At 68.8% G+C, this 23,126-nt stretch carries 21 protein-coding genes; 15 read left to right on the forward strand and 6 right to left on the reverse strand.

Translation table 11 applies throughout. The annotated features are described in order from the left end of the window. Nucleotides 1–2 precede the first annotated feature (2 nt). Nucleotides 3–1,268, forward strand: coding sequence for a UDP-N-acetylglucosamine 1-carboxyvinyltransferase (gene murA, locus IG04_RS0131950; RefSeq protein ID WP_030480461.1), 1,266 nt, complete (start codon nucleotides 3–5; stop codon nucleotides 1,266–1,268). Here the strand turns inward: murA and IG04_RS0131955 are convergent. Continuing rightward, complete coding sequence (locus IG04_RS0131955) at nucleotides 1,258–1,545, reverse strand: hypothetical protein (RefSeq protein WP_030480462.1); 288 nt, start codon at nucleotides 1,543–1,545, stop codon at nucleotides 1,258–1,260. The two genes, murA and IG04_RS0131955, sit on opposite strands and share 11 nt — an antisense overlap. A gap of 103 nt (nucleotides 1,546–1,648) precedes the next feature. Between IG04_RS0131955 and IG04_RS0131960 the strand changes: the two genes are divergently transcribed. The 4 genes from IG04_RS0131960 to IG04_RS0131975 all read left to right on the forward strand — a co-directional run bounded on the left by IG04_RS0131960 (nucleotide 1,649) and on the right by IG04_RS0131975 (nucleotide 9,497). After that, nucleotides 1,649–3,643 (forward strand): protein meaA, encoded by a 1,995-nt coding sequence (locus IG04_RS0131960; RefSeq protein WP_030480463.1) that lies wholly within the window; start codon nucleotides 1,649–1,651, stop codon nucleotides 3,641–3,643. A 71-nt stretch (nucleotides 3,644–3,714) separates the two neighbouring features. Then, nucleotides 3,715–4,017 (forward strand): trypco2 family protein, encoded by a 303-nt coding sequence (locus tag IG04_RS43140; protein ID WP_036016381.1) that lies wholly within the window; start codon nucleotides 3,715–3,717, stop codon nucleotides 4,015–4,017. Beyond that, nucleotides 4,014–8,729: a trypsin-like peptidase domain-containing protein gene (locus IG04_RS0131970; RefSeq protein WP_030480465.1), complete on the forward strand. Its 4,716-nt coding sequence runs from the start codon at nucleotides 4,014–4,016 to the stop codon at nucleotides 8,727–8,729. Before IG04_RS43140 ends, IG04_RS0131970 begins: the two co-directional genes overlap by 4 nt. Before the next feature lie 9 nt (nucleotides 8,730–8,738). Further along, nucleotides 8,739–9,497 carry an enoyl-CoA hydratase-related protein gene (locus IG04_RS0131975; protein WP_030480466.1) on the forward strand — a complete coding sequence of 253 codons (759 nt, stop codon included), beginning with the start codon at nucleotides 8,739–8,741 and terminating at the stop codon, nucleotides 9,495–9,497. On the opposite strand, the gene IG04_RS0131980 is transcribed toward IG04_RS0131975, so the two are convergent. Next, nucleotides 9,412–10,266, reverse strand: coding sequence for a helix-turn-helix transcriptional regulator (locus tag IG04_RS0131980; RefSeq protein WP_051771098.1), 855 nt, complete (start codon nucleotides 10,264–10,266; stop codon nucleotides 9,412–9,414). The two genes, IG04_RS0131975 and IG04_RS0131980, sit on opposite strands and share 86 nt — an antisense overlap. A 102-nt stretch (nucleotides 10,267–10,368) precedes the next feature. On the opposite strand from IG04_RS0131980, the gene IG04_RS0131985 reads away from it, so the two are divergent. Continuing rightward, nucleotides 10,369–11,070, forward strand: coding sequence for an SDR family oxidoreductase (locus IG04_RS0131985; protein ID WP_030480468.1), 702 nt, complete (start codon nucleotides 10,369–10,371; stop codon nucleotides 11,068–11,070). On the opposite strand, the gene IG04_RS0131990 is transcribed toward IG04_RS0131985, so the two are convergent. Both IG04_RS0131990 and IG04_RS48720 read right to left on the reverse strand, forming a co-directional pair. Beyond that, nucleotides 11,067–11,474: a hypothetical protein gene (locus IG04_RS0131990; RefSeq protein ID WP_030480469.1), complete on the reverse strand. Its 408-nt coding sequence runs from the start codon at nucleotides 11,472–11,474 to the stop codon at nucleotides 11,067–11,069. The genes IG04_RS0131985 and IG04_RS0131990 overlap by 4 nt on opposite strands. Next, entirely contained in the window at nucleotides 11,471–11,602 is a 132-nt protein-coding gene (locus tag IG04_RS48720; protein ID WP_276326722.1) for a hypothetical protein, read from the reverse strand. The genes IG04_RS0131990 and IG04_RS48720 overlap by 4 nt, the downstream gene beginning before the upstream one ends. A 556-nt stretch (nucleotides 11,603–12,158) precedes the next feature. Between IG04_RS48720 and IG04_RS0132000 the strand changes: the two genes are divergently transcribed. Further along, complete coding sequence (locus tag IG04_RS0132000; protein WP_030480470.1) at nucleotides 12,159–13,076, forward strand: GlxA family transcriptional regulator; 918 nt, start codon at nucleotides 12,159–12,161, stop codon at nucleotides 13,074–13,076. On the opposite strand, the gene IG04_RS0132005 is transcribed toward IG04_RS0132000, so the two are convergent. Next, the gene (locus tag IG04_RS0132005) at nucleotides 13,067–13,603 is read right to left on the reverse strand and encodes an NUDIX domain-containing protein (protein ID WP_030480471.1); all 537 of its coding nucleotides are present in this window, start codon (nucleotides 13,601–13,603) and stop codon (nucleotides 13,067–13,069) included. The two genes, IG04_RS0132000 and IG04_RS0132005, sit on opposite strands and share 10 nt — an antisense overlap. Before the next feature lie 54 nt (nucleotides 13,604–13,657). On the opposite strand from IG04_RS0132005, the gene nucS reads away from it, so the two are divergent. From nucS to IG04_RS0132030, 5 genes are all read left to right on the forward strand, one after another. Further along, complete coding sequence (gene nucS / locus IG04_RS0132010; RefSeq protein WP_030480472.1) at nucleotides 13,658–14,317, forward strand: endonuclease NucS; 660 nt, start codon at nucleotides 13,658–13,660, stop codon at nucleotides 14,315–14,317. Between the two features lie 150 nt (nucleotides 14,318–14,467). Then, a complete protein-coding gene (locus IG04_RS0132015) occupies nucleotides 14,468–16,159 on the forward strand; it encodes a sodium:solute symporter family protein (RefSeq protein ID WP_030480473.1) in 1,692 nt (563 codons plus the stop codon). A gap of 11 nt (nucleotides 16,160–16,170) precedes the next feature. Continuing rightward, a complete protein-coding gene (locus IG04_RS0132020; protein WP_030480474.1) occupies nucleotides 16,171–16,407 on the forward strand; it encodes a hypothetical protein in 237 nt (78 codons plus the stop codon). A 227-nt stretch (nucleotides 16,408–16,634) separates the two neighbouring features. Beyond that, nucleotides 16,635–17,648, forward strand: a complete 1,014-nt coding sequence (locus IG04_RS0132025; protein ID WP_157513037.1) for a hypothetical protein — start codon at nucleotides 16,635–16,637, stop codon at nucleotides 17,646–17,648. Between the two features lie 87 nt (nucleotides 17,649–17,735). Next, entirely contained in the window at nucleotides 17,736–19,241 is a 1,506-nt protein-coding gene (locus IG04_RS0132030; protein WP_030480476.1) for an aldehyde dehydrogenase family protein, read from the forward strand. 22 nt (nucleotides 19,242–19,263) lie between these two features. Here IG04_RS0132030 and IG04_RS0132035 read toward each other — a convergent pair whose 3' ends face one another. Further along, complete coding sequence (locus tag IG04_RS0132035) at nucleotides 19,264–20,256, reverse strand: ABC transporter substrate-binding protein (protein ID WP_036016382.1); 993 nt, start codon at nucleotides 20,254–20,256, stop codon at nucleotides 19,264–19,266. A gap of 144 nt (nucleotides 20,257–20,400) precedes the next feature. Here IG04_RS0132035 and dhaK point away from each other — a divergent pair, with 144 nt between their 5' ends. Genes dhaK through dhaM form a run of 3 tightly spaced genes read left to right on the forward strand, consistent with a single transcriptional unit; the run spans nucleotide 20,401 to nucleotide 22,725 of the window. Further along, a complete protein-coding gene (dhaK, locus tag IG04_RS0132040) occupies nucleotides 20,401–21,393 on the forward strand; it encodes a dihydroxyacetone kinase subunit DhaK (protein ID WP_030480478.1) in 993 nt (330 codons plus the stop codon). Between the two features lies 1 nt (nucleotide 21,394). Then, entirely contained in the window at nucleotides 21,395–22,021 is a 627-nt protein-coding gene (dhaL, locus tag IG04_RS0132045) for a dihydroxyacetone kinase subunit DhaL (RefSeq protein WP_030480479.1), read from the forward strand. Further along, on the forward strand, nucleotides 22,018–22,725 hold the full coding sequence (gene dhaM, locus IG04_RS0132050; RefSeq protein ID WP_030480480.1) for a dihydroxyacetone kinase phosphoryl donor subunit DhaM: 708 nt from the start codon (nucleotides 22,018–22,020) through the stop codon (nucleotides 22,723–22,725). The genes dhaL and dhaM overlap by 4 nt, the downstream gene beginning before the upstream one ends. Nucleotides 22,726–23,126 lie beyond the last annotated feature (401 nt).

Below are 23,126 nucleotides of genomic sequence, written 5' to 3' on the forward strand. Positions count from 1 at the left end.
GCGTGAGCGAGCATTTCCGGGTACACGGTGGCGCAAGGCTGGTCGGCGAAGTTGATGTCGTCGGCGCCAAGAACAGCGTGCTCAAGCTGATGGCCGCAGCCCTGCTGGCCGAGGGCACCACGACCATCACCAACTGCCCGGACATCCTCGACGTGCCGCTGATGGCGGACGCGCTGCGGAGTCTCGGGTGCGAGGTCGAGCTCGAAGGTGACGTGGCGAGGATCACCACGCCCGCCGAGCTGAGCCATCGGGCTGATTCCGAGGCCATGGGCAAGCTGCGCGCGAGCATCTGTGTGCTCGGGCCGCTGGTCGGGCGGTGCAAGCGCGCGGTCGTGGCGTTGCCCGGCGGTGACGCGATCGGTTCGCGGCCGTTGGACATGCACCAGAGCGGGCTCGAGAAGCTCGGTGCGCGGACGTGGATCGAACACGGCTGCATCGTCGCCGAGGCCGAGGGGCTGCACGGCACGCAGATCTGGCTCGACTTCCCGAGCATGGGCGCGACCGAGAACATCCTGATGGCGGCCGTGCTGGCCACCGGGACGACGGTCATCGACAACGCCGCTCGTGAGCCCGAGATCGTCGACCTCTGCCTGATGCTCAACCAGATGGGCGCGAAGGTCGAGGGCGCCGGCACGTCCACCCTCACCGTCCACGGCGTGACCGAGCTCAAGCCGACCGAGCACCGGGTCATCGGTGACCGGATCGTGGGTGCGACCTGGGGTTTCGCCGCCGTCATGACGCGTGGCGACGTGCGGGTGCGCGGTGTGAACCCGCACCACCTCGACCTGGTGCTGGAGAAGCTGCGCATGGCGGGCGCCGAGGTCACCGTCTACGAGGGTGAGGACGAGGGGTTCCGCGTCGTCATGGAGGGGCGGCCCAAGGCGGTCGACTTCGTGACGCTGCCGTATCCGGGGTTCGCCACGGACAACCAGCCGTTCGCGATCGCGCTGTCCACGGTCTCCGAGGGCACCGCGATGATCACCGAAAACCTGTTCGAGTCACGGTTCCGGTTCATCGACGAGATGATCAGGCTCGGGGCCGACGCGCGCACGGACGGTCATCACGCCGTGATCCGCGGGATCGAGAAGCTGTCCAGCGCGCCGGTGTGGGCGTCGGACATCCGCGCTGGTGCGGGGCTTGTTCTCGCCGGTCTGTGCGCTGACGGTGCCACCGAGGTCTACGAGATCTTCCACATCGAGCGCGGTTACCCCGGGTTCGTGGAGAACCTCCGCAAGCTGGGTGCCGACGTGGAGCGCGTCAGCTCCTGAGCACCAGCTGCGCGTTCGGGACGTCCGCCGGGAACACCATCACCCGGTAGGGCGCGTGTCGCGAGCGCGTGGCACGCACCCCGTTCCGCTTCAGCTTCTGCACCAGGACGTTCGCGGCTTCCTCTGTCGGGACGACCGCGACCTCGCTCAGCAACCCGAAGTCCGTGCCGTCCAGATCCGGCACGGGCCGTTTGTCGTTGCCCGCGAAGTACCTCAGCACCAGAGCCAGCAAGCCGAGAACCGCGAAGACGATCCCGGTCTGGTAGAAGCCCGTCACCTCTTCATCATGCTCCCAGCGGTCACGATTCAGTGAGCAATCGCACGCGCAGCAATGGTTACCGGCCAGTACCCTCCTGAGAACGACGATGTGGGAGGTTGCTGTGCCGTACCCAGCTGACCGTGAGCGCGACCGGCCCTGGGTGATGCGCACGTACGCGGGTCACTCGTCGGCCACCGCCTCCAACGAGCTCTACCGCCGGAACCTGTCGAAGGGCCAGACCGGGTTGTCGGTGGCGTTCGACCTGCCGACGCAGACCGGCTACGACCCCGACGACGAGCTCGCGAAGGGCGAGGTCGGCAAGGTCGGCGTGCCCATCAGCCACATCGGCGACATGCGGCAGCTCTTCGACCAGATCCCGCTCGCCGGCGCCAACACGTCGATGACGATCAACGCGACGGCCATGTGGCTGCTCGCCATGTACGTCACCGTGGCCGAGGAACAGGGCGCGGACCCGTCGGCGCTCGCCGGCACGACGCAGAACGACATCATCAAGGAGTACCTGTCCCGCGGCACCTACGTGTTCCCGCCGGGACCGTCGCTGCGGCTGATCACCGACATGGTCGCGTGGACCGTGTCGAACGTGCCGAAGTGGAACCCGATCAACATCTGCAGCTACCACCTCCAGGAGGTCGGCGCGACGCCGGCGCAGGAGGTCGCGTACGCGATGTGCACGGCGATCGCCGTCCTCGACTCGGTGCGCGACTCCGGTCAGGTGCCGCAGGAGAAGTTCGGTGAGGTCGTCGCTCGCATCTCCTTCTTCGTGAACGCCGGTGTGCGGTTCATCGAGGAAATGTGCAAGATGCGCGCGTTCGCCCAGCTGTGGGACGAGATCACGCTGGAGCGTTACGGCGTCGAGAACCCGAAGCACCGCCGGTTCCGCTACGGCGTGCAGGTCAACTCCCTCGGTCTCACCGAGGCGCAGCCGGAGAACAACGTCCAGCGCATCGTGCTGGAGATGCTCGCGGTCTCGTTGTCCCGCAACGCCCGTGCGCGCGCCATCCAGCTCCCCGCGTGGAACGAGGCACTCGGCCTGCCGCGCCCGTGGGACCAGCAGTGGGCGTTGCGCATGCAGCAGGTGCTCGCCTACGAGACGGACCTCCTGGAGTACGACGACATCTTCGACGGCTCGCCGGTCATCGAGGCGAAGGTCGGCGAGATCCTGGCCGGTGCCCGCGAGGAGATCGACCGCGTGCAGGCGATGGGCGGCGCCGTCGCGGCCGTCGAGTCCGGCTACATGAAGTCGAACCTCGTGTCCTCACTGGCGGATCGCCGCCGCCGCGTCGAGGCGGGCGAGGACATCGTGGTGGGCGTCAACAAGTTCGACACGACCGAGCCGTCGCCGCTGCAGGCCGAGGGCGCGAACTCGATCGAGACCATCGACCCGGTCGCCGAGGCGCAGGCCGTCGAGGCGATCAGGCAGTGGCGCGCCAACCGCGACAACGCCGCGGTCGAGGCGTCCCTGGACGCCCTGCGCGAGGCCGCGAAGACCGACCGGAACCTCGTCGAGGTGACGCTGGCGTGCGCACGTGCCGGCGTGACGACCGGCGAGTGGTCGCAGGCACTGCGGGACACGTTCGGCGAATACCGTGCGCCGACAGGCGTTTCCGGTGCGTCGGCTTCCGGCGAGGCGGGCTCGGAGATCGCGCGCGTGCGTGAACGCGTACGTTCGACCGGCGAGGAGATGGGCGAGCGCCTGCGCATGCTCGTCGGCAAGCCGGGCCTCGACGGCCACTCCAACGGCGCCGAGCAGGTCGCCGTGCGCGCCCGCGATGTCGGTTTCGAGGTCGTCTACCAGGGCATCCGCCTCACGCCGGCACAGATCGTTGCGGCCGCCGTGCAGGAGGACGTGCACGTCGTGGGCCTCTCGATCCTCTCCGGCTCGCACCTGGAGGTCGTGCCCGCGGTGGTCGACGGCCTGCGCGCGGCCGGTGCCGGAGACATCCCGGTCATCGTCGGCGGCATCATCCCGCCGGACGACGCCGCCAAGCTGCGCGAGCGTGGCGTGGCGCGGGTGTTCACGCCCAAGGACTACGAGCTGACCGAGATCATGGATGAGATCGTCACCGTGATCCGAGAGGTGCGCTCACTCGGCTGAGCCCTCGTAACGCTTGCTCGTTCGGAGTAGAAACTCCTCGTAGATCTTGTTCGTACGGGGAGGGGTGTCCGATGGCGGTAGAGCTCGCCGATCTGATCGGTCAGCTGCGTGCCGAGCTGACCGAGGCGATGCACGCGGGAGAGAACGAGGACCTGCGCTTCGAGCTGGGCCCGGTCGAACTGGAGCTGACGGTCGCGGTCACCAAGGAGGCCAAGCCCGGCGCGAAGGTCAAGTTCTGGGTCGTCGAGCTCGGCGCGGACGTCAGCGTCTCCTCCGCGACGACTCAGACGATCAAGCTCGTGCTCGACCCGCGCCGCCGAGGCCAGACCGGGAAGGTCGAGATCTCCGGCGCCGAGGCGGCTGACGAGAAATGACCGGTGCGCCGCTCGACCGGGCGCGGGTGGCGGAGCTGATCGTCGTCCGCGCCGACGGACGGCAGCGTGGTTCCGGTTACCGCGTACGTGCCGACGCGGTGCTGACTGCGGCGCACGTCGTCGTTGGCGCATCCTCCGTGCGCATCCGGTTCGAGCCCGACCTGCCCGGCGAGCGGGTCTTCGACGCGGTGTCGTGGTGGGCCGACCCGGTATCGGACATCGCGGTGGTGACGATTGCGCCGCACCGGGGAGAGACCGTCGCTCAGGTGCGGTTCGGGCGCATCGAGGACCGCGCGGCGGTGCTCTCCGTCGAGGCGGTCGGCTTTCCACTGTGGAAGATGCGCACGGACGCCGATGGCAAGCGCTACCGCGACTCCGCGCACGCTCACGGCACGGTCGCGGTGCTGTCGAACTGGCGCGAAGGCACGCTGGAGGTCGTCGTCGAACCTGCCGCCGCCGTGGCAGGGGAGGCCTCGCCGTGGCAGGGGATGTCCGGTGCGACGTTGTGGGCCAACGGACACATCGTCGGCGTGATCGCGAAACACCACCCCGGCGACGGGCTCGGCCGCCTGGCCGCGTCCAGAGTGGACCTCGCGCTCGACCGCGTCGATCCCTCCTCCGGCGCACCGCTGCGCGAGGCGCTCGCCGTTGTCGCGCCGTTGACCGACGTGCTGCCTCCAGCTCGTCCCGACCTGATCACCAACGCCTACCAGGCGCTGATGACCGAGATCGCGCCCGAGCACCTGCACGACCGGGGGTGGGAGCTCGACGAACTGGCCAGGTTCTGTGCCGGCGACGAGCCGTACCTGTGGTGGCAGGCCGGTCCGTGGGCGGGCAAGTCCGCGCTGCTCGCCTGGTTCGCGCTGCACCCGCCGGACGGTGTCGACGTGGTGTCCTTCTTCGTCACCGGCCGGTGGGCGGGCCAGTCCGACAGCGATGCGTTCACCGAGGCGGTGCTCGACCAGCTCGCCGCCCTCGTCGGCGAGCCACCGGAGTTCGCCATGGAAGCCCCTGCCCGCCGCGGGCACCTCCTGCGCCTGTTGAACACGGCCGCCGCGAGGAGCGCCGAGTCCGGTCGCACCCTGCTGCTCGTCGTCGACGGCCTCGACGAGGACACGGGCCGCGTGGTCGGCCGTGCGAGCATCGCGAACCTGCTGCCTCGCCGCCCACCGCCGGGCCTCCGCGTCCTCGTGGCGAGCCGGCCGTATCCCGATCTGCCCGACGACATCCCCGGTGACCATCCACTTCGGACGATCGTGCCCCGCCCGCTGCCCGAGTCGCCATACGCCAGAAACCTGGAGGGCGAGGCGAAGCACGAGCTCGCGACGCTGCTCGGCACGCCCGGCCCGCAACGCGACGTGCTCGGCCTGATCACCGCGTCCGGCGGTGGTCTCACCCAGTCCGACCTGGAGGAGCTGACCGGCCGTCCGTTCTACGAGCTGGACGCGCTCTTCAGCGGCGTGCTCGGTCGCAGCGTGGCGGTCACAGCCTCCGAACATGTCTGCCTCTTCACCCACGACACGTTGCGAGAGCAGGCCGAACGCGCTTACGGCGCCGGCCTCGCCGCCTACCGCGCGAAGCTGCACGAGTGGGCTGACAGCCACCGTGTGCTCGGATGGACCGAGCACACACCGATCTACCTCCTCCGCGGATATCCCAAGTTGCTAGCGGCTCTTGGCGACGCGCAGCGCCTGGCGGCGTGTGCGCTCGACCGGTCGCGCCACGACCGGATGCTGGCGTCAACCGGCGGGGATGCGTTGGCGCTGAACGAAAACCTGTCGGCGGCGGCCCTGCTCGCCCAGGCACCGGAACCAGATCTCCTGACTCTGCTCAGAGTCGCCGTCGCCCGCACGGAACTCGGCCAGCGCAACATCCACATCCCCTCCGCGCTGCCCGGCGTCTGGGCACGTCTCGGCGAGGTCGATCGGGCTGTCGCACTGGCCACCAGCCTCATCGACAAGTTCAACCGCGCCATCGCACTGATCAAGGTCGTCGAAGCACTCGTCGAAACCGGTGATCGCGACCGTGTGCTTCGTGTCGCGGAGGAGGCTGAACACGCCGTTGCGCAGATCGGCGAATCGAACATGCGGTGGGGCGAGCTGATCGTACTGGCGGACGCGTTGTCCAGGAGCACGGAACCGGAGCGTTCCCTGCGGATGCTCGCGGAGGTCGAGGCCGCCGTGCCGCAGGTCGGTGACCGCTATGACCAGGCAAAGCTGCTGGAGGAACTCGCACGCAGGGCGCTGGCGCAGGGGCGCGACGACGATGCGGCACGGTTCGCGCTGGCGACCCGCGACGGCCATGGCCAGATGGAGCTGTTGAGGGATCTCGCCGGCGAGGTGGGCACCGACGTCGAGCGGGCGCTGCGATTCCTCGTGCTGATCGACTACCGGGACGAACGTGAGGTTCAGCTGCGCGGGCTGGCAAAAGATGCGGTCGCCGCGGGTGACGACGACGGTGCGCTGCGGACAGTCCTGGAGATGCGGCAGCCCGACGAGATCCTCGGGGAACTGGCCGACGACGCGGTGGCTCGCGGTGAGCTGGGCCGCGCGGGCCGGTTCGCCTTCGGAATCGTGACGCCTTCCCGTCGCGCGAAGGCTTTGTGCGCACTGGCGCACGCATACCAGGGCACCACGCGGGCCGCATGGCTCGCCGCGGCCGCCGAAGCGCTGCTGCCCGAGATCACGGAGCCGCACGAGCAGGCGTACGTGCTGGCTGAGCTGGCGGTGGTCCTGCCTGACCGCGCGGCAGAGCTGTCTCGCGCAGCCGTGGACGTCGCCGAGCGGATCGACAACCGGCCTTTCGCCGCGCGGGTGCTGGGCGAGGTCGCCGTGGTCGCGGCCCGCGGTGGCGACCACGTGCGATTCGCAGAGCTCGCGGACCTGGCCGAGCGCTGGGCGGACGGCTCCTTGGTCTCGCTGATGGGACTGGCCCGATCCGCGGCTGCCGCGGCGGATCACCACCGGGCCAGGAGACTGCTCGATGTCGTAGCGGAGGACACGTCCGACGAGTACCTGCCGTGGCTCCTGGAGCAGGTTCCGGGGATCGCCGCCGCAATCGGGGCGGTGGACCTGGTGCTGCGAATGGCGCGGATGAACTGGCACTCAGCCGACCTCGCCGATGTGCTCGCGGCCGCACTCGAAGCGCACGACGACGAAAGGGTGCGCCGGATCGTGGACGAGATCACGCAGTACCGGCCACGGCTCGCGGGCAGCCCCAGTGATCAAATTCCCAGCCTGGTGCGCCTGGGCGAGGACGACAGGGTGCTCGCGCTCGCAGACGGTGTCGAAGACCGGTGGCAGAACGGCTACGTGCTGCAGGCCGCCGCGGAGATCGTGGTGTCCGCCGGCGAGGACGACCGCGCACGACGGTTCGTGAAGGCCATCAGATCGCCCGGCCGGCGTGACGACGCGTTGTGGCACCTGTGCTGGACCCTTGCCGAAGAGGAGCACGTCGACAGGGCCGAACGCTTCGCGGATGCGATCCGCGAAGCACGCCAGCGCGATCCCGCGCTCCGCGTTCTCGCTCTCGCGGTGGACGACCAGGAACGCGCGCTCGCCTTCGCTGACCGGATCGCCGGCCGGCCGGCGCGAGCGTTCTGCCTCACCGAGCTAGCCGCCGCCGCGGATGATGCCAGGCGCGCGCGGGAACTTTGCGCGGCTGCCGAGGAGGTCGCGCGAGCGGCGGCGAGCACGGATGAACGGGATGAACTGCGCGTCCACCTGGTTCACGCGCTGATCGCGGAGGACGACGAGGCTCTCGTCGAGCGGCTCGCACGGGCCACCACAGGTCTGGACTGGCGGCTGGAGGCGTTCATCGCGCTGGTCCGCCGGGCGGTCCACAGCGGGCAGCCGGAACGAGCTCGCTCGATCACAGCGGAGGTCGTCGGCATCCCGTGCGAGGAAAGCGCGTGGCGGTTCGATCGGGTCGTGGACCTCCTGCTGACCATCGGTGACGTGGCGACGGCCGAGCAGGTGGTCGCTGACCTCGGGGTGGTCGCGGAAGCGTGCGGGGACGACTACCTCCGCGGAAACCTCTACACGACGCTGGCCGGTCTGGCCGGCAGGCTCGGCCGCCCTGCGGAAGGTCTGGCGCACGTCGACAGGCTCGACAACGAGGCGAGCCGGCTCGACGCGCTGAGTGCGTTGGCCTATGCCGTCCAGGACGGGCCGGTCCTCGCCGAGGTGAAGCGCCGTGTCCTGGCGATCGCCCGCGACTTCGAGAGCGACGTCATGGGTTTCTGGCTGAGCAACGCGGTCGGGGCGCTCGCCGCGATCGGCAGCTTCACACGGGCAATGGACCTGGTGCGTTCAGAGGATTCGCCGTCCTACCAGTCGGAGGCGCTCCGGGCCCTGGCAGAGGTTATCCCCGACGATCCCGAGCTGCTCGCGCGGTGGGAATCCGCTGCTGAGCAGATCGCCGACGCGTACGCCCGCGACGAGGTTTTCGGCAACTTCGTCGCTGTCCGCGGTGGAGACGGACCGCACGAGGACGCCCTCAGGCTGGCTGGACGCATCACCGACCCATCGGTGCGCGCCGAGGCTTTGCGGTGCATCCGGCTCATGGCGATCGCGGACGGCCGCGAGTCCGCGGGTGCCCGCCGGTTCGTGGCGGAGGTACTCACCACGACAGAGTGGCGGCGGGCGTTGCCCGCGGTGGCGAAGGTGGACCTCAGTGCGCTCCAGCGGTTCGCGGACGAGGTTTTGGGTTAGCGTCTGGGCATGGTTGACGTTTCGCGGGACGGGTCCGTCGTCCGGATCACGATGAACCGTGCGGCCAAGCGCAACGCGCTGTCCGCCGAGCACCTCACGGAGCTGCTGGACGCGTTCCGTGAGGCACGCACGTCGGACGCGGCCGGCATCGTGCTGGCCGCCGACGGGCCTGTCTTCTCCGCTGGGCACGACTTCGCGGACGTGCACGCCCGTGACGAGGAAGGTGTGCGGCTGCTGCTGGAGCTGTGCACCGTGCTGATGAAGACGATCCAGTCCGCGCCGCAGGTGGTCATCGCCCGCGTGCAGGGGCTGGCGACGGCGGCCGGATGTCAGGTCGTGGCTTCGTGCGATCTCGCGGTCGCGGCGGACACGGCCGGGTTCTCGTTGCCGGGCGGCAAGGCCGGGTGGTTCTGCCACACGCCCGCGGTGCCGGTGGCGCGGTCGATCGGGCGCAAGCGGTTGATGGAGCTCGTGCTCACCGGCGACGTGATCGACGCGGCGACGGCGGTGGAGTGGGGGCTGATCAACCGCGCGGTGCCGGTTGAGGAGTTGGACGCCGCCACGGACGACCTGCTGGCGCGCGCCACGCGGGGGAGCAGGGCGTCGAAGGCGATCGGCAAGCGGACGATCTACGCGCAGCTGGACCGGCCCGAGATCGACGGGTACGAGATCGCGCTGTCCGTCATGGCCGAGACTTCACAGTCCCCGTCAGCCAAAGAGGGACGTGCGTCGTTCCTGGAGAAGCGGCCGCCCGTGTGGCCCGACTAGTCGCGAGGAGCCTCAGCGCGTCCGCGTTCGGGCCCGGCTCCGCCTGGTAGATCACCAGGAACTGGCCGGGCGCCTCGCGGATGTCGAACGAGTGGTAGTCCAGCCTCAGCGCGCCGACGGCCGGGTGCACGAACTCCTTGGCGTCCTGGGTCTTCCCGCGCACCTCGTGCTGTTCCCAGAGCTCGCGGAACGCGGCGCTCTCGCTCAGCGCGTCGACCATCTGCCTGAGGCGAGGGGACTTCGGATCGGCGGTCTGCCGCAGGTGGGCGACCGTGCTCTGGGCGACCCAGTTCCAGCGCGGGTAGAAGCTCGCGGCGGCCGGGTCGAGGAACGTCATCCTGGCCGCGTTGTCGGCAGGGGAGAACGGCTCGTAGAGGGCCTCGGCCAGCGCGTTCGAGGCGAGGATGTCGAGGACCGAGTTCATCACGAACGCGGGCATGTCGTGCAGCCCGCTGATGAGCCGGCGCAGTTCCGGGCTCACCACATCGGGCGCGTGGCCCTCGTCGGCGACCACGCCGGCCAGGCGGTGCAGGTGGGCGCGGGCGTCCGAGTCGAGCTTCAGCGCACGGCTCAGGGCGTCCAGGGCCTGGGCCGACGGGTTGGTCTCACGGCCCTGTTCGAGGCGGGCGTAGTAGTCCGCGCTCACGCCGGCGAGCACCGCGACCTCTTCGCGCCTGAGGCCCTTCACCTTGCGCTGGGTGTGCGACGGGAGGCCCGCGTCCTCTGGGTTGACGCGGGCGCGGTGGGCTTTCAGGAACTCTCCGAGCACGTCTCCGAGGTTATTACCTGCGGTGGTGGTCTGCCTGGGTGTGCCGCACCTAGGGAGAACGTGTCCTGGTGGCGGCCTCGCCGCGCGCCGATCGTTGTTGCCATGAGCGAAAAAGTTGTGGTGATCAGTGGAGCTTCCAGCGGTATCGGCGAGGCGACGGCCCGAGTCCTCGCGAAGGCCGGGCACCAGGTGTTCCTGGGGGCACGGCGGGAGGACCGGCTGGCAGCGCTGGCCGACGAGATCGTTGGCGCCTACGCGCCGCTGGACGTGACCTCCCGTGAGTCCTTCCAGTCCTTTGTGGATTCGGCGGTGGAACGGTACGGGCGAGTCGACGTGCTGGTGAACAACGCGGGCGTGATGCCGTTGTCCCTCATGGGTTCGCTGAAGGTCGACGAGTGGGACCGCATGGTGGACGTGAACATCAAGGGCGTGCTGAACGGCATCGCCGCCGTGCTGCCCCGGTTCACGGGCGGCGGGCACGTCGTGAACGTCGCCTCGATCGCCGCGCACATGGTCATGCCGACCGCCGCCGTGTACTGCGCGACGAAGTACGCGGTGTGGGCGATCTCCGAGGGCCTGCGCCAGGAGCGCGACGACCTGCGCGTCACCGTGATCTCGCCCGGCGTCACGGAGTCCGAGCTGGCGGACACCATCACCGAGGACTTCGCGGCGTCGCTGATGGAGGACTTCCGCAAGCTCGCGCTGCCGGCGTCCGCCATCGGTGACGCCATCGCCTACGCGATCTCGCAGCCCGCGGAGGTCGACGTCAACGAGATCGTCGTACGGCCGGTCGCACAGCGCTAGGCACCGGTCGTCGAGCCCGGCCGGAGGATCATCAGCACCGTCACGGTCGCCCACAACAGGTTGAAGACGCCTGTGTACATGGCCAGGTGCTTGATGTCCTTGGTCTTGAGCGCCTTCTCCTGGCCGGGAAGGATCTTCAGGGCGAGCACGAACGCGGCGGCGGTGGTGAGCGCGATCGACGTGATCACCCACGGGTGGCCGGTCACGCCCATCACGCCGGCCGTCGCGAACCCGAAGACCGGCACCGAGATGCCGATGAGTGCGTAGACACGGCAGATCCGGTGCAGGAGTTCGGGATTGCCGGCCGTGGTCACGGCCTTCGGGAACATGCTGGCGGCGACGGTGACCGGGCCGATCGCGATGATCGCGGCCAGTACGTGCAGCGAGAGGAAGAACTTGCTCACGCCGCGCTCCACACCGTGCCGCGGCGTTCATGGGCGACGAGTTCCTGGGCCTCCAGGGCCTCCAGGGCCTGCTGGGCGCCGATCTCGCGTTCGTCGTGGCGCAGAAGCCGATCGCGCTGAGGCCCCACCCGCCCAGGGGGCAGACCGCCACACAGCGTCGACGTCGACTTTACCGGCGGAAACGCGCTGTCAAGGCCCCGCTCGGCGATCTGTGGACAAGTCGGCCCAGGTTGGTGAGCGCCAGTGAGTTGTCCACAGATCTGCGAGCGGCCGCAGCCACCGACGCGGGCTCGATACGCTGGACGTGGGCTGCTCCCCCGAGGAGGGCGGGGGCTGCGCGCCCGATGATGATCTTGCCTTTCGCTGGTCGCCACTGCGGCTCCGGACCTGGCGTCGGCGGCGGTCCTGCCTGAGGTCGGCGGTGTGGTTGCTCTGAGAGACAACAGGTTGAGGCCGGCGGGGACCTCGCGGGCGCCCTCCACCAGTTCGGTTCGGATTCCGCCTGCGGTCAGCGTCTCGTACGGACCGATCACGTCCAACGGGTCGAAGCCGTCGAACAACACCACTTGGGCTCTCACTGCGTCTCCTCGCGTCGGTGATCAAAACCGTAGGAGCGGGAGGCCGTGGTGAGAACTGGCTGGAATGCCATGTTCCAACGGATTCTCGCCAGCTACGGTGGTGGACGTGCACGAGGTGGCAGTGGTAGCGATGGACAGCGTCGTCCCGTTCGACTTCGCGACACCGGTCGACGCGTTCAACTGGGTCGGGCGGTACCGCGTACGGGTCTGCGGTCCGAAGAGGACTGTCGACGCGGGCTGTTTCGAGATCAAGATCCCGCACGGCTTGGAGTTGCTGTCCGAAGTGGACACGATCGTTCTGCCGGGCCATGATCCGGACATGGTCGTCCCGAAGCCGTTGATCGACGGGTTGCGGCAGGCCGCGGCGAGGGGTGCGCGGATCGCGTCGATCTGCACGGGGGCGTTCGTGTTCGCGGCGACCGGTCTGCTCGACGGGCTGCGGGTGACGACGCACTGGCTGGGAGCGGAGGAGCTGGCGGCGCGGTTTCCGGCGCTGGAGGTCGACCCGGACGTGCTGTACGTCGACAACGGGCAGTTCCTCACGTCCGCGGGTGCCGCGGCGGGGCTGGACCTGTGCCTGCACATGATCAGGCGCGATCACGGGTCAGCGGTGGCGGCTGATGCGGCGCGGTTCGCCGTGATGCCCCTTGAGAGAGAAGGCGGGCAGGCGCAGTTCATCGTGACACCGCCCGTGACGCCTCAAGGAGCCGAGCTGGAACCCGTGCTGCGGTGGATGGAGGCCAACGCGTCGCTCGACCTGACGCTGGAGGACCTGGCTAAGCAGGCGGGCATGAGCACGCGGACGTTGAACCGGCGCTTTCGTGAGCAGACGGGCACGACGCCGCTCCAGTGGCTGCACCGCGCGCGGGTCCGCCAGGCGCAGCACCTGCTGGAGACGACCAGGGACCCGGTGGAGCTGATCGCGAGCCGCGTGGGCTTCGGATCGGCCACGGCGTTCCGTGACAGGTTCAAGCGGATCGCCGGGACATCACCGCAGAGCTATCGGGCGGCTTTTCAGGGCTGAGAGTGTTCGTGCAGCAGGAGAAGCGTGTAAGCGGCGATGGACTGGGCGTCGCTGATCTCACCCTTGGAGACCATCGACTCGAAGTCGGCGCGCGGGAACCACGCCGACCGCATGTCCTGCTCCTCGTGCTCCCGCTCGTGGAAGCCCTCGGACAGGTCGGTGGCGAGGAACACGCGGCCGCGCTGCGACGACATGCCGGGCGCGACGTCGAGCACGCCGAGCTCGATCATCCGGCCGGCGCGCAGCCCCGTCTCCTCGCGGAGCTCGCGGCGGGCCAGTTCCAGCGGGCCGGAGTCGGCGCGGTCCGGCGCGGTGCCCTGCGGGAACTCCCAGCGGCGCAGGCCGATCGGGTACCGGAACTGCTCGACGAGCCGCACGCGTTCGCCGTCGAGCGGGATGATCAGCGCGAAGTCGGGCTTGTCGACCACGCCGTAGATGCCACTCGAACCGTCCGCGCGTTTGATCTCGTCCTCGCGAACGGTCATCCACGGGTTTGCGTACACCTGACGGGTGCCGAGGCTTTCCACGGCACGGACCGTACCTAACGTCCGGGTGTTGGACACACCCCGTAGCCTGTCGCGGTGCGTCTCGTCATCGCTCGCTGCAAGGTCGACTACGTAGGCCGACTCACCGCCCATCTGCCGATGGCTCAGCGCTTGCTGCTGATCAAGGCAGACGGTTCGGTGTCGATCCACTCCGACGACCGCGCGTACAAGCCGTTGAACTGGATGAGCCCGCCCTGCTGGCTGATCGAGGACCCGGACATCTGGACGGTGCAGAACAAGGCGGGGGAGAAGCTGATCATCACCCTCGAAGAGGTCATGCACGACTCCAAGCACGAGCTCGGCCCGGAGCCCGGCCTGCAGAAGGACGGCGTCGAAGCCGACCTGCAGAAGCTCCTCGCCGAGCACGTCACGACACTGGGCGACGGCTGGTCCCTGGTGCGCCGTGAGTTCCCGACCCCGATCGGCCCGGTCGACCTGATGTGCCGCAACGCCTCTGGTGGTTCGGTGGCGGTCGAGATCAAGCGGCGTGGCGAGATCGACGGTGTCGAGCAGCTGACCAGGTACCTGGAGCTGCTCAACCGCGATCCGCTGCTCGCGCCGGTGCAGGGTGTGTTCGCGGCGCAGCAGATCAAGCCCCAGGCGCGGGTGCTGGCCGAGGACCGCGGGATCCGGTGCGTGGTGCTCGACTACGACGCGTTGCGCGGGATCGAGCCGGACGAGTTCCGCCTGTTCTGACCGAACTGCCTGACTTCCAGCAAGCACCCCGTCTCAGCTCATGGTTTCGTGATCATGCACACGGGGTAAGAACCCATCCACCTGGAGTAATGTCCCCTCCTGGTCGGTGATGTTCGACTTTGTTGAGGTCTTGGGAGGTGGGCGGTGTCGATGTCGGTGCTGGCCGAAGCGGACCTGCGGCTTGACGCGGGACCGATCGACTACGCGTTGCTCGTCATCTACTTCGTGGTGGTTCTCGGCATCGGCGTGATGGCACGACGATCCGTCTCCTCCAGCCTCGACTTCCTGCTGTCCGGGCGATCGCTGCCGGCGTGGGTCACCGGGCTCGCGTTCATCTCGGCGAACCTCGGCGCGCTCGAGCTCATGGGCATGACGGCGAACGGCGCGCAGTACGGCATGGCGACCGTGCACTACTACTGGATCGGCGCCATCCCCGCGATGGTGTTCCTCGGTCTGGTGATGATGCCGTTCTACTACGGCTCGAAAGTGCGCAGCGTTCCCGAGTTCATGCTCCGCCGGTTCGGCAAACCGGCCCACCTGGTCAACGCCATCAGCTTCGCCGTCGCGCAGATCCTGATCGCGGGCATCAACCTGTTCGCGCTCGCGGTGATCATCGACGCGCTGCTCGGGTGGCCGCTGCCGGTGTCCATCTGCGTCGCGGCGCTGGTGGTGCTCGCGTACACGGCGCTCGGCGGCCTGAGTGCGGCCATCTACAACGAGGTGTTGCAGTTCTTCGTCATCGTGGCCGCGCTGGCGCCGTTGACGATCGTCGGCCTGATCAAGGTCGGCGGCTGGCAGGGAATCGTCGAGAAAGTCACGGACCAGGAGCAACTGTCCGCCTGGCCCGCGGCCGAACTCACCGGCATCGACCACCCGGTGTGGAGTGTCATCGGTCTGGTGTTCGGTCTCGGCTTCGTGCTGTCGTTCGGTTACTGGACGACGAACTTCGCCGAGGTGCAGCGCGCGATGAGCGCGAAGTCGATGTCCGCGGCCAAGCGCACGCCGATCATCGGTGCGTACCCGAAGGCATTGATCCCGGCGATCATCATCATCCCCGGCATCATCGCCGCGCTGATCGTGCCGGAGATGGCCCAGCTCAAGGCCGGTGACACCAGCAGCGGCGTGGCCTACAACGACGTGCTGCCGCTGCTCATGCGCGACCTGCTGCCCAACGGCATCCTCGGCATCGCGATCACGGGTCTGCTGGCGAGCTTCATGGCCGGTGTGGCGGCGAACGTCAGCTCGTTCAACACCGTCTTCACGTACGACCTGTGGCAGGACTACATCAAGAAGGACAGGCCGGACGAGTACTACCTGCGCATCGGACGTCTCGCCACGGTCGGTGCGTGCGTTCTGGCGATCGGCACGGCGTTCATCGCGGCGGCGCTCGGCGGGTCCAACATCATGGACTACATCCAGGCGCTGTTCTCGTTCTTCAACGCGCCGCTGTTCGCGACGTTCATCCTCGGCATGTTCTGGAAGCGGATGACGCCGACCGCCGGTTGGGTCGGTCTGCTCGCGGGTACGTTCACCGCGATCTTCATCTACGTGGTCTCGGAGCCGTCGTTCGGCATCGAGCTGCTGGAACTGCCCGGTCAGGGCGCGAGCTTCCTCGGCGCGGGTCTCGCGTTCGTGGTCGACATCGTCGTGAGCGTCGCGGTCACCATGGTCACGAGGCCCAAGCCGGACAGCGAGCTCGTCGGGCTGGTCTACAGCCTCACGCCCAAGAAGGACAGGGCGCACTCCACCACCGGTGAGGACGCGGGCTGGTACCGCTCGCCCGCCCTGCTGGGCGGCGGAGTGCTGGCCCTGACGACCGTTCTCTACTTCATCTTCGGCTGAGGGAGGCTGCCATGAGGTTGTTCGACCTGCGACTGATCATCGCTTTCCTCTTCGGCCTGTACGGCGTCGTGCTGGTCGTCATCGGGTTCGGGTTCACGACCGACGAGGACCTGGCCAAAGCTCAGGGGGTCAACATCAACCTGTGGGCCGGCGTCGCCATGGCGGCGCTGGCGGCGCTGTTCGCCGCGTGGGCGCTGCTGCGCCCTCAGTTCGTGGACCCGGACAAGCAGCCGCTCAAGGAGCTATGACTGGGGACGACCAGGGTAAACAGGGTTGAAGGCCTCGATCGTCCACGCGTCGAGCCAGTTGAATGCGCGGCGAATTCGGTTTCGCACGTTTCTCCTTCTCTCGGGGTCTTCATCCAGTACATCGCGTTGATGTTCTGAATCGTTCCCGTAGCTGTGGGTGACATGTGCCACGGGGTAACTCGGGGTACCGCCCACGAAGGCGCGCGAAGGTCGCTACCGTGCACGTCGTGCCTCGTTTTCGCGCCACCGCTGTGGTCGCCGCCGCCGCGCTGCTGATGGCCGGCTGTGCGACCGGCCCGGGTCTTGCCAAGACCAACTCGCCGCGCCGCACCGTGCAGGCGGGTGCGGACACGACGACGTCGACCGACCCGTCGGTCAAGCAGTCCGCGCAGCCGGGCAAACCGGTCGATCCGGCGTTCGCGCCCGAGCGCCTGCGGCTGATCAACCCGTGCGCGCTGATCGAGAAGGAACTGCTGCAGACGGTCGGCACGCCGTCGAGGTACTCGAGCAGCTCCTACACGCGCTGCGCCAACTACATGAAGGACAAGGCCGGCAAGACGCTCAACATCACGCTGGACATCGGCTACTCGCTGACGTCCACCGAGCTGAAGAAGGCGACCAAGCAGATCGCGGGCCTCAGGAGCGGTGAGCAGAAGCTGAACAACACCTCGTGCTTCATCTCGGCCGTGACGCAGGAGAGCCCGGCACAGGCCGTGCGACTGCAGGTGAACACCGGCACCGGCGGCAGCGAGGCGTGCGAGCCGGGGCGCAAGGTGCTCGAAGGTGTCGTGCGCAAGCTCAAGGGCAACCCGCAGAAGTACAGCCCGCCGAAGGGCTCGCCGGTCGAGGTCGACCCGTGCGCGATCGTGGAGAAGTCGACGCTCGCGCCGGTGCTCGGTGCCTCGCCGCGGGTGCTGCCGTACGGTCTGCACCAGTGCTCGTGGACGGGACAGAGCGCGCAGATGCAGATCGAGTTCAAGACGACGCGCATCCCGAAGGACGGCAAGTTCGACAGCAGGTCCGTCGAGACCGATCTCGGTGGCGGGCTCAAGGGTTACCAGTCGTTCAGGGACGGCGCGTACCCCACGTGCGAGCTGGTGCTGATCCGCACGAAGGATCAGGACGACGCGGGTGAGATCGCGGAGTTCATCGTCGCGGCCTCGAAGGACAAGGAACTGGATCGCTGCCAGGCGGCGCAGGCGTTCGCCAAGGCGGTTCTTCCCTTGCTGCCCCAGGCCTGACCGTCCCGTACGGGACCAGGCGGGGGCTGAAAGTTCTCCGAGCACGCGTTAGGGTCGAGGTTACTGGCGAGTACCGGAGGAGCTCTCATGACGCAGACCGCTTCGGACAGCGCGCTGTCGGCCGATGGCGAGCAGCGGCGGTTCGCATCGCTGGACCCGCGTACGGGTGAGGTCGTCGCGCACCACCCGATCCACACGGCCGCCGAGGTCGAGGACGCGGTGTCCTCGGCGCGCGAGGCCGCCGCGTGGTGGGCGGGCCTCGGCTTCGAGGGCCGCAAGACCAAGCTCGACGCGTGGCGCAGGATCCTCTCGCAGCGCTCGGACGAGTTCATCGCGTTGATCAGCTCGGAGACGGGCAAGCCCGCGGACGACTCCCGCGTCGAGGTCGCGCTGGTGATGGACCACCTGCACTGGGCCTCGCGGCACGCCGGTCGTGTGCTGGGCAAGCGCCGCGTGTCCTCCGGCATGCTGATGTTCAACCACAGCGCGACGCTGGAGTACCGGCCGTTGGGCGTCATCGGCGTCATCGGGCCGTGGAACTACCCCGCGCACACGCCGATGGGTTCTATCTCGTACGCACTTTCCGCGGGCAACACCGTGGTGTTCAAGCCGTCGGAGTTCACGCCGGGCGTCGGCACGTTCCTCGCGTCGACGTTCACCGAGGCCGTACCGGAGTATCCGGTGTTCCAGGTCGTCACGGGCTTCGGCGAGACGGGTGCGGCACTGGTCGCCTCGGGTGTCGACAAGATCGCGTTCACGGGTTCCACCCGGACCGGCAAGAAGGTCATGGCCGCGGCCGCGACGTCGCTGACGCCGGTGCTGGTCGAGTGCGGTGGCAAGGACGCGCTGATCGTCGACTCGGACGCCGACCTGACCGCTGCCGCCGAGGCCGCGATCTGGGGCGCGGTGTCCAACGCCGGCCAGACCTGTGCGGGCGTGGAACGGATCTACGTGGCCGAGGAGGTCGCCGACGAGTTCACCGAGATCGTGGTGAAGCGGGCGACGAAGCTCAAGCCGGGCGGCGAGCCGAACGCGAACCTGGGGCCGATCACGATGCCGTCGCAGGTGGAGATCATCCGCGAGCACGTGCAGGACGCGCTGGACCGCGGCGGCAAGGCACTGGTGGGCGGGCCGGACTCGATCAGGCCGCCGTACGTCGAGCCGGTGGTGCTGGTCGACGTGCCGGAGGACTCGCTGGCGGTCACGGAGGAGACCTTCGGGCCGACCGTGGTCATCAACCGGGTGCCGAACGCGCTGGAGGGCGTGCGGCTCGCGAACCAGTCGAAGTACGGGCTGGGCGCCGCCGTGTTCTCGAAGTCGCGTGGCGAGGAGTTGGCCGCCGAGCTGCGGGTCGGGATGGTGTCGGTCAACTCCGTGCTGACCTACGCGGCGATTCCCGGGCTGCCCTTCGGTGGCGTCGGCGATTCCGGGTTCGGGCGCATCCACGGTGACGACGGGCTGCGCGAGTTCGCCTACGCCAAGGCCGTGACGAAGCTGAAGTTCAAGTCGCTGATCAACATGGCGACGTTCGACAGGTCGTCCATGGCGGGCAAGCAGATGCTGCGCCTCGCGCGGACGCTCTTCGGTCGCTGAGGCGCAGCATCTGCTCGAGGTCTCAGACGCCGAGCTGCTTCTTGATGTCGTCCAGGACGACGTCCGCGGCGAGTACGCCGAGGCCGAGGAAGTAGGTCTCGTCGAGGACCGGCTTGGCCTTGCCCGCCTTGACGGCGTTCAGGCCGCTCCACAGCGGGCCGCCGACGACGTCGCCCGTCGCGGTCTTGGCCGGGTCGCCGTAGGTGGAGTAGAGGATGAAGTCGCCGTCGGCCTTGCCGATCTCCTCTGCGCTGACCTCGGCGGCCAGTTCGTCGACCTGGGACGGGGTCGGCTGGCCGATCTTGGCGTCGATCAGGATCGTGCCGATGAACGACTTCTTGGCGTAGAGGCGGATGCGGCCCGGAAGGAAGCGCAGCGCCGTCACCGTCGGGCGCACGCCGAAATTCTTCTCGATGGCGTTACCGGTCTCGACGGCCTTGGTCGTGTAGTCCTCGAGCATCTTCGCGGCGTCGGCCTGGCGGTCGAGCGCGGCGGCGTTGAGCAGGAAGTTCTCCTTCCACACGTAGCCGGGGCGCACGCTGAACACCGTCGGGGCGATCGCCGAGAGCTTCGGGTAGAGGGCCTCCGCGCGCAGCTGCGAGCCCAGGATGAGGTCCGGGTTCAGCTTGGCGATCGCTTCGAGGTTGATGTTGTTGATCGTGCCGACGTTCTCCGGGGTGCCGCCCTTGTCGCCGATGTAGGACGGCATGGTGGGTGAGCCGTCGGTGTAGGCGATGCCGACCGGCTTGATGCCCAGTGCGACGACGTTGTCGAGCTCGCCGGTGTCGAGCACGATCACCCGTTCGGGTTTCTTCTCGAGCTGGGTCTCGCCCATCGCGTGCTTGATCGTGCGGGGGAACTCGCCGGGCTTCTGCTGCGTGCCGAAACCGTTGCTCAGCTCGACGGCCTTGCCGAAGTCCTCGCCACCTTGGGCGACGGTCGGCGTGTCCGGAGTGCTGGAGCAGGCGGTCAGGGTCAGGACGGCTGCTACGAGCAGCGCTGCTCTCTTGGGCACGACGTTGTTCCTCCACTACGGAACGTGATGTTGACCTGCGTTTGTTAGGGCGGCCTAACGGTACGCGGGTCCTTTGCTGGTTCCGAGTGTCAGACCCCCGGAGTAAGAAGGAACACGGCACCGACTCCTCGGGAGGGCTGTTCGATGAAGAAGATCATCAATGATCCGGAAACCGTGGTGCAGGACGCACTGCGGGGCATGCAGGCAGCCCATTCCGACCTGCTGACCGTGCACTACGACCCAGCCGTCGTGGTGCGCGCGGACGCGCCGGTGCGTGGCAAGGTCGCGATCATCTCGGGTGGGGGGTCGGGCCACGAACCGTTGCACGGCGGGTTCGTCGGGCGCGGCATGCTCGACGCGGCCTGTCCGGGCCCGGTGTTCACGTCGCCGACGTCGGACCAGGTGGTCGACGCCGTGTCGCGGACGGACGGCGGCGCGGGCGCGTTGCTGATCGTGAAGAACTACACGGGCGACGTGCTGAACTTCGAGATGGCCGCCGAACTCGCGGAGTCCGAGGTCAGGTCGGTCGTGATCGACGACGACGTGGCGGTGAAGGACTCGCTGTACACGGCAGGGCGTCGCGGCGTCGGTGGCACGGTGCTGCTGGAGAAGATCGTGGGCGCGGCGGCCGAGCGCGGTGCCGATCTGGCTGGCTGTGAGGCGCTGTCGTTACGGGTGATCGCGTCGGTGCGGTCGATGGGCCTCGCGCTGACCGCGTGCACGGTGCCGCACGTGGGTTCGCCGTCGTTCGAGCTGGCCGACGACGAGATGGAGATCGGCATCGGCATCCACGGCGAACCGGGCCGGCAGAAGGTGCACTCCGGTACCGCCGCGGAGATGGTCTCGGCGTTGCTCGACCCGATCCTGGAAGACCTGCCGTTCGCGTCAGGTGACCGGGTGCTGCTCTTCACGAACGGGATGGGCGGGACACCTCTGCTTGAGCTCTACTTGGCACACGGCATCGCGGAACAACTGCTGGCGGATCGGGGGATCACGGTGGAACGCAGGCTGGTCGGCCCGTACATCACGAGCCTGGAGATGCAGGGCATGAGTTTCACGCTGCTCCGCCTCGACGACGAGATGGTCGAGCTGTGGGACGCGCCGGTCCACACGCCCGCACTGCGGTGGGGAGTCTGAAGTGGGCTGCACGGCAGCGGACGTCGTGGCGGCCCTGCGAGCCGCCGCGGCCGTCGTCCAGGAGCACCGCGACGAACTGGTGCGCCTGGACCAGGCGATCGGCGACGCCGACCACGGCGAGAACATGAAGCGCGGCTTCACCGCCGTGCTGTCCCGTTTGGACACCGAGCCACCCGACACACCCGGCAAGGTGCTGAAGCTGGTCGCCACGACGTTGATCTCGACGGTCGGCGGCGCTGCGGGCCCGTTGTACGGCACCGCGTTCCTGCGCGCGTCAGCCGCGGTGGGCGACGCGGCCGAGCTGGACCGCGACACGGTGGCCCGAGCCCTGCAGGCCGCGCTCGACGGCGTGTTCGCGCGCGGCAAGGCCGTGGTGGGCGACAAGACGATGGTCGACGCCCTGACCCCGGCCGTGACCGCCGCGGCGAGCGCCGAAGGCACGGTGGCCGCCACCCTCTCCGCAGCCGCCGACGCAGCGGAAGAAGGCGCTTCCTCGACCGTGCCCATGGTGGCGCGCAAGGGCCGCGCCTCCTACCTCGGCGAGCGCAGCGCCGGCCACATGGATCCGGGCGCGAGGTCGACAGCATTGCTGTTGCGCGCCTTCGCGGACGCGGCGGCCAAGGCATGACGGCGGCAGCGTCGGCGAGCCGAGTGGGCCTGGTGGTCGTCTCGCACAGCGACATGCTGGCCAACGGCGTAGCGGAACTGGCCACCCAGATGGCGCCGGACGTCGCGGTGCTCCCCGTGGGCGGCACCGATGAAGGAGGCCTGGGCACCGACTACGGCGCGGTGGTCGAAGCCCTGGCCGACGCAGATTCAGGCGCGGGCGTGGTCGTGCTCTACGACCTGGGCAGCGCCAAGATGACGGCGGAGATGGCCGTCGAATCAGCGGACGACCCTTCCCTCTACGCGGTGGTGGACGCCCCCTTGGTGGAAGGCGCGGTGGCGGCAGCCGTAGCCGCACAGGGAGGCGCCCCACTGTCCGACGTGGCGAGCGCCGCCGAGGGCGCCTCGGGCGAGGCCCCGGCGTCCGCGCCCACCCGTCCAGCACTGCACCTGGTGCCGGACGCCGTGTCGGCAGAGGTGTTGCTGACCAACGAGGTGGGCCTGCACGCCCGCCCGGCAGCCCTGCTCGCCCGCACCGTCGCAGAACTCGACGCCGACGTGGTGGTCCGCTACGGCGATGAGGAGGCGAACGCGGCAAGCGTGCTGGCCCTGATGGGCCTGAGCGCGCCAGGCGGCAAGTCGATCACCGTGATGGCCACGGGCAAGGACGCGGGGGAGGCGGTAAGACGCATCGAGGAGCTGGCGGAGAGGGGTTTCGACGACTGACGCCGGTCGCCGGCGTGGCGACCGGGTGGCGCGGTGGTCGGTGGCCCACCTGCCGCAGGCGGCTACCGCTAGCTGGCCGCCGCGGCCTGTTCGCCACATCCGGCACCGTGATCCGGCCACCTCAGGTCGAGGCAGGCCACCTCAGCCTGTCGTGATCCGACCTTGCCGAGGCTCAACCTCCCCGAGGTCACGCCAGCCGAGTCCCGCCTGCTGCGTTTCCGTCCTGCGGCCGTCCGCCCACCCTGTCCTGCGGCCGTCCGCCCGTCCGCCCGTCCGCCCGTCCGCCCGTCCGCCCGTCCGCCCGTCCGTCCGCCCAACATGGCCCCGACCAAGCCGTCGCCTCTCAGATGGCGCAAGGCCCCGTTCCCCCACAAGGGTTCATCAGGCAAAAGGCCGGTTCC

Source organism: Lentzea albidocapillata (genome assembly GCF_000719115.1).
In the GTDB taxonomy this organism is placed as follows: Bacteria; Actinomycetota; Actinomycetes; order Mycobacteriales; family Pseudonocardiaceae; genus Lentzea; species Lentzea albidocapillata.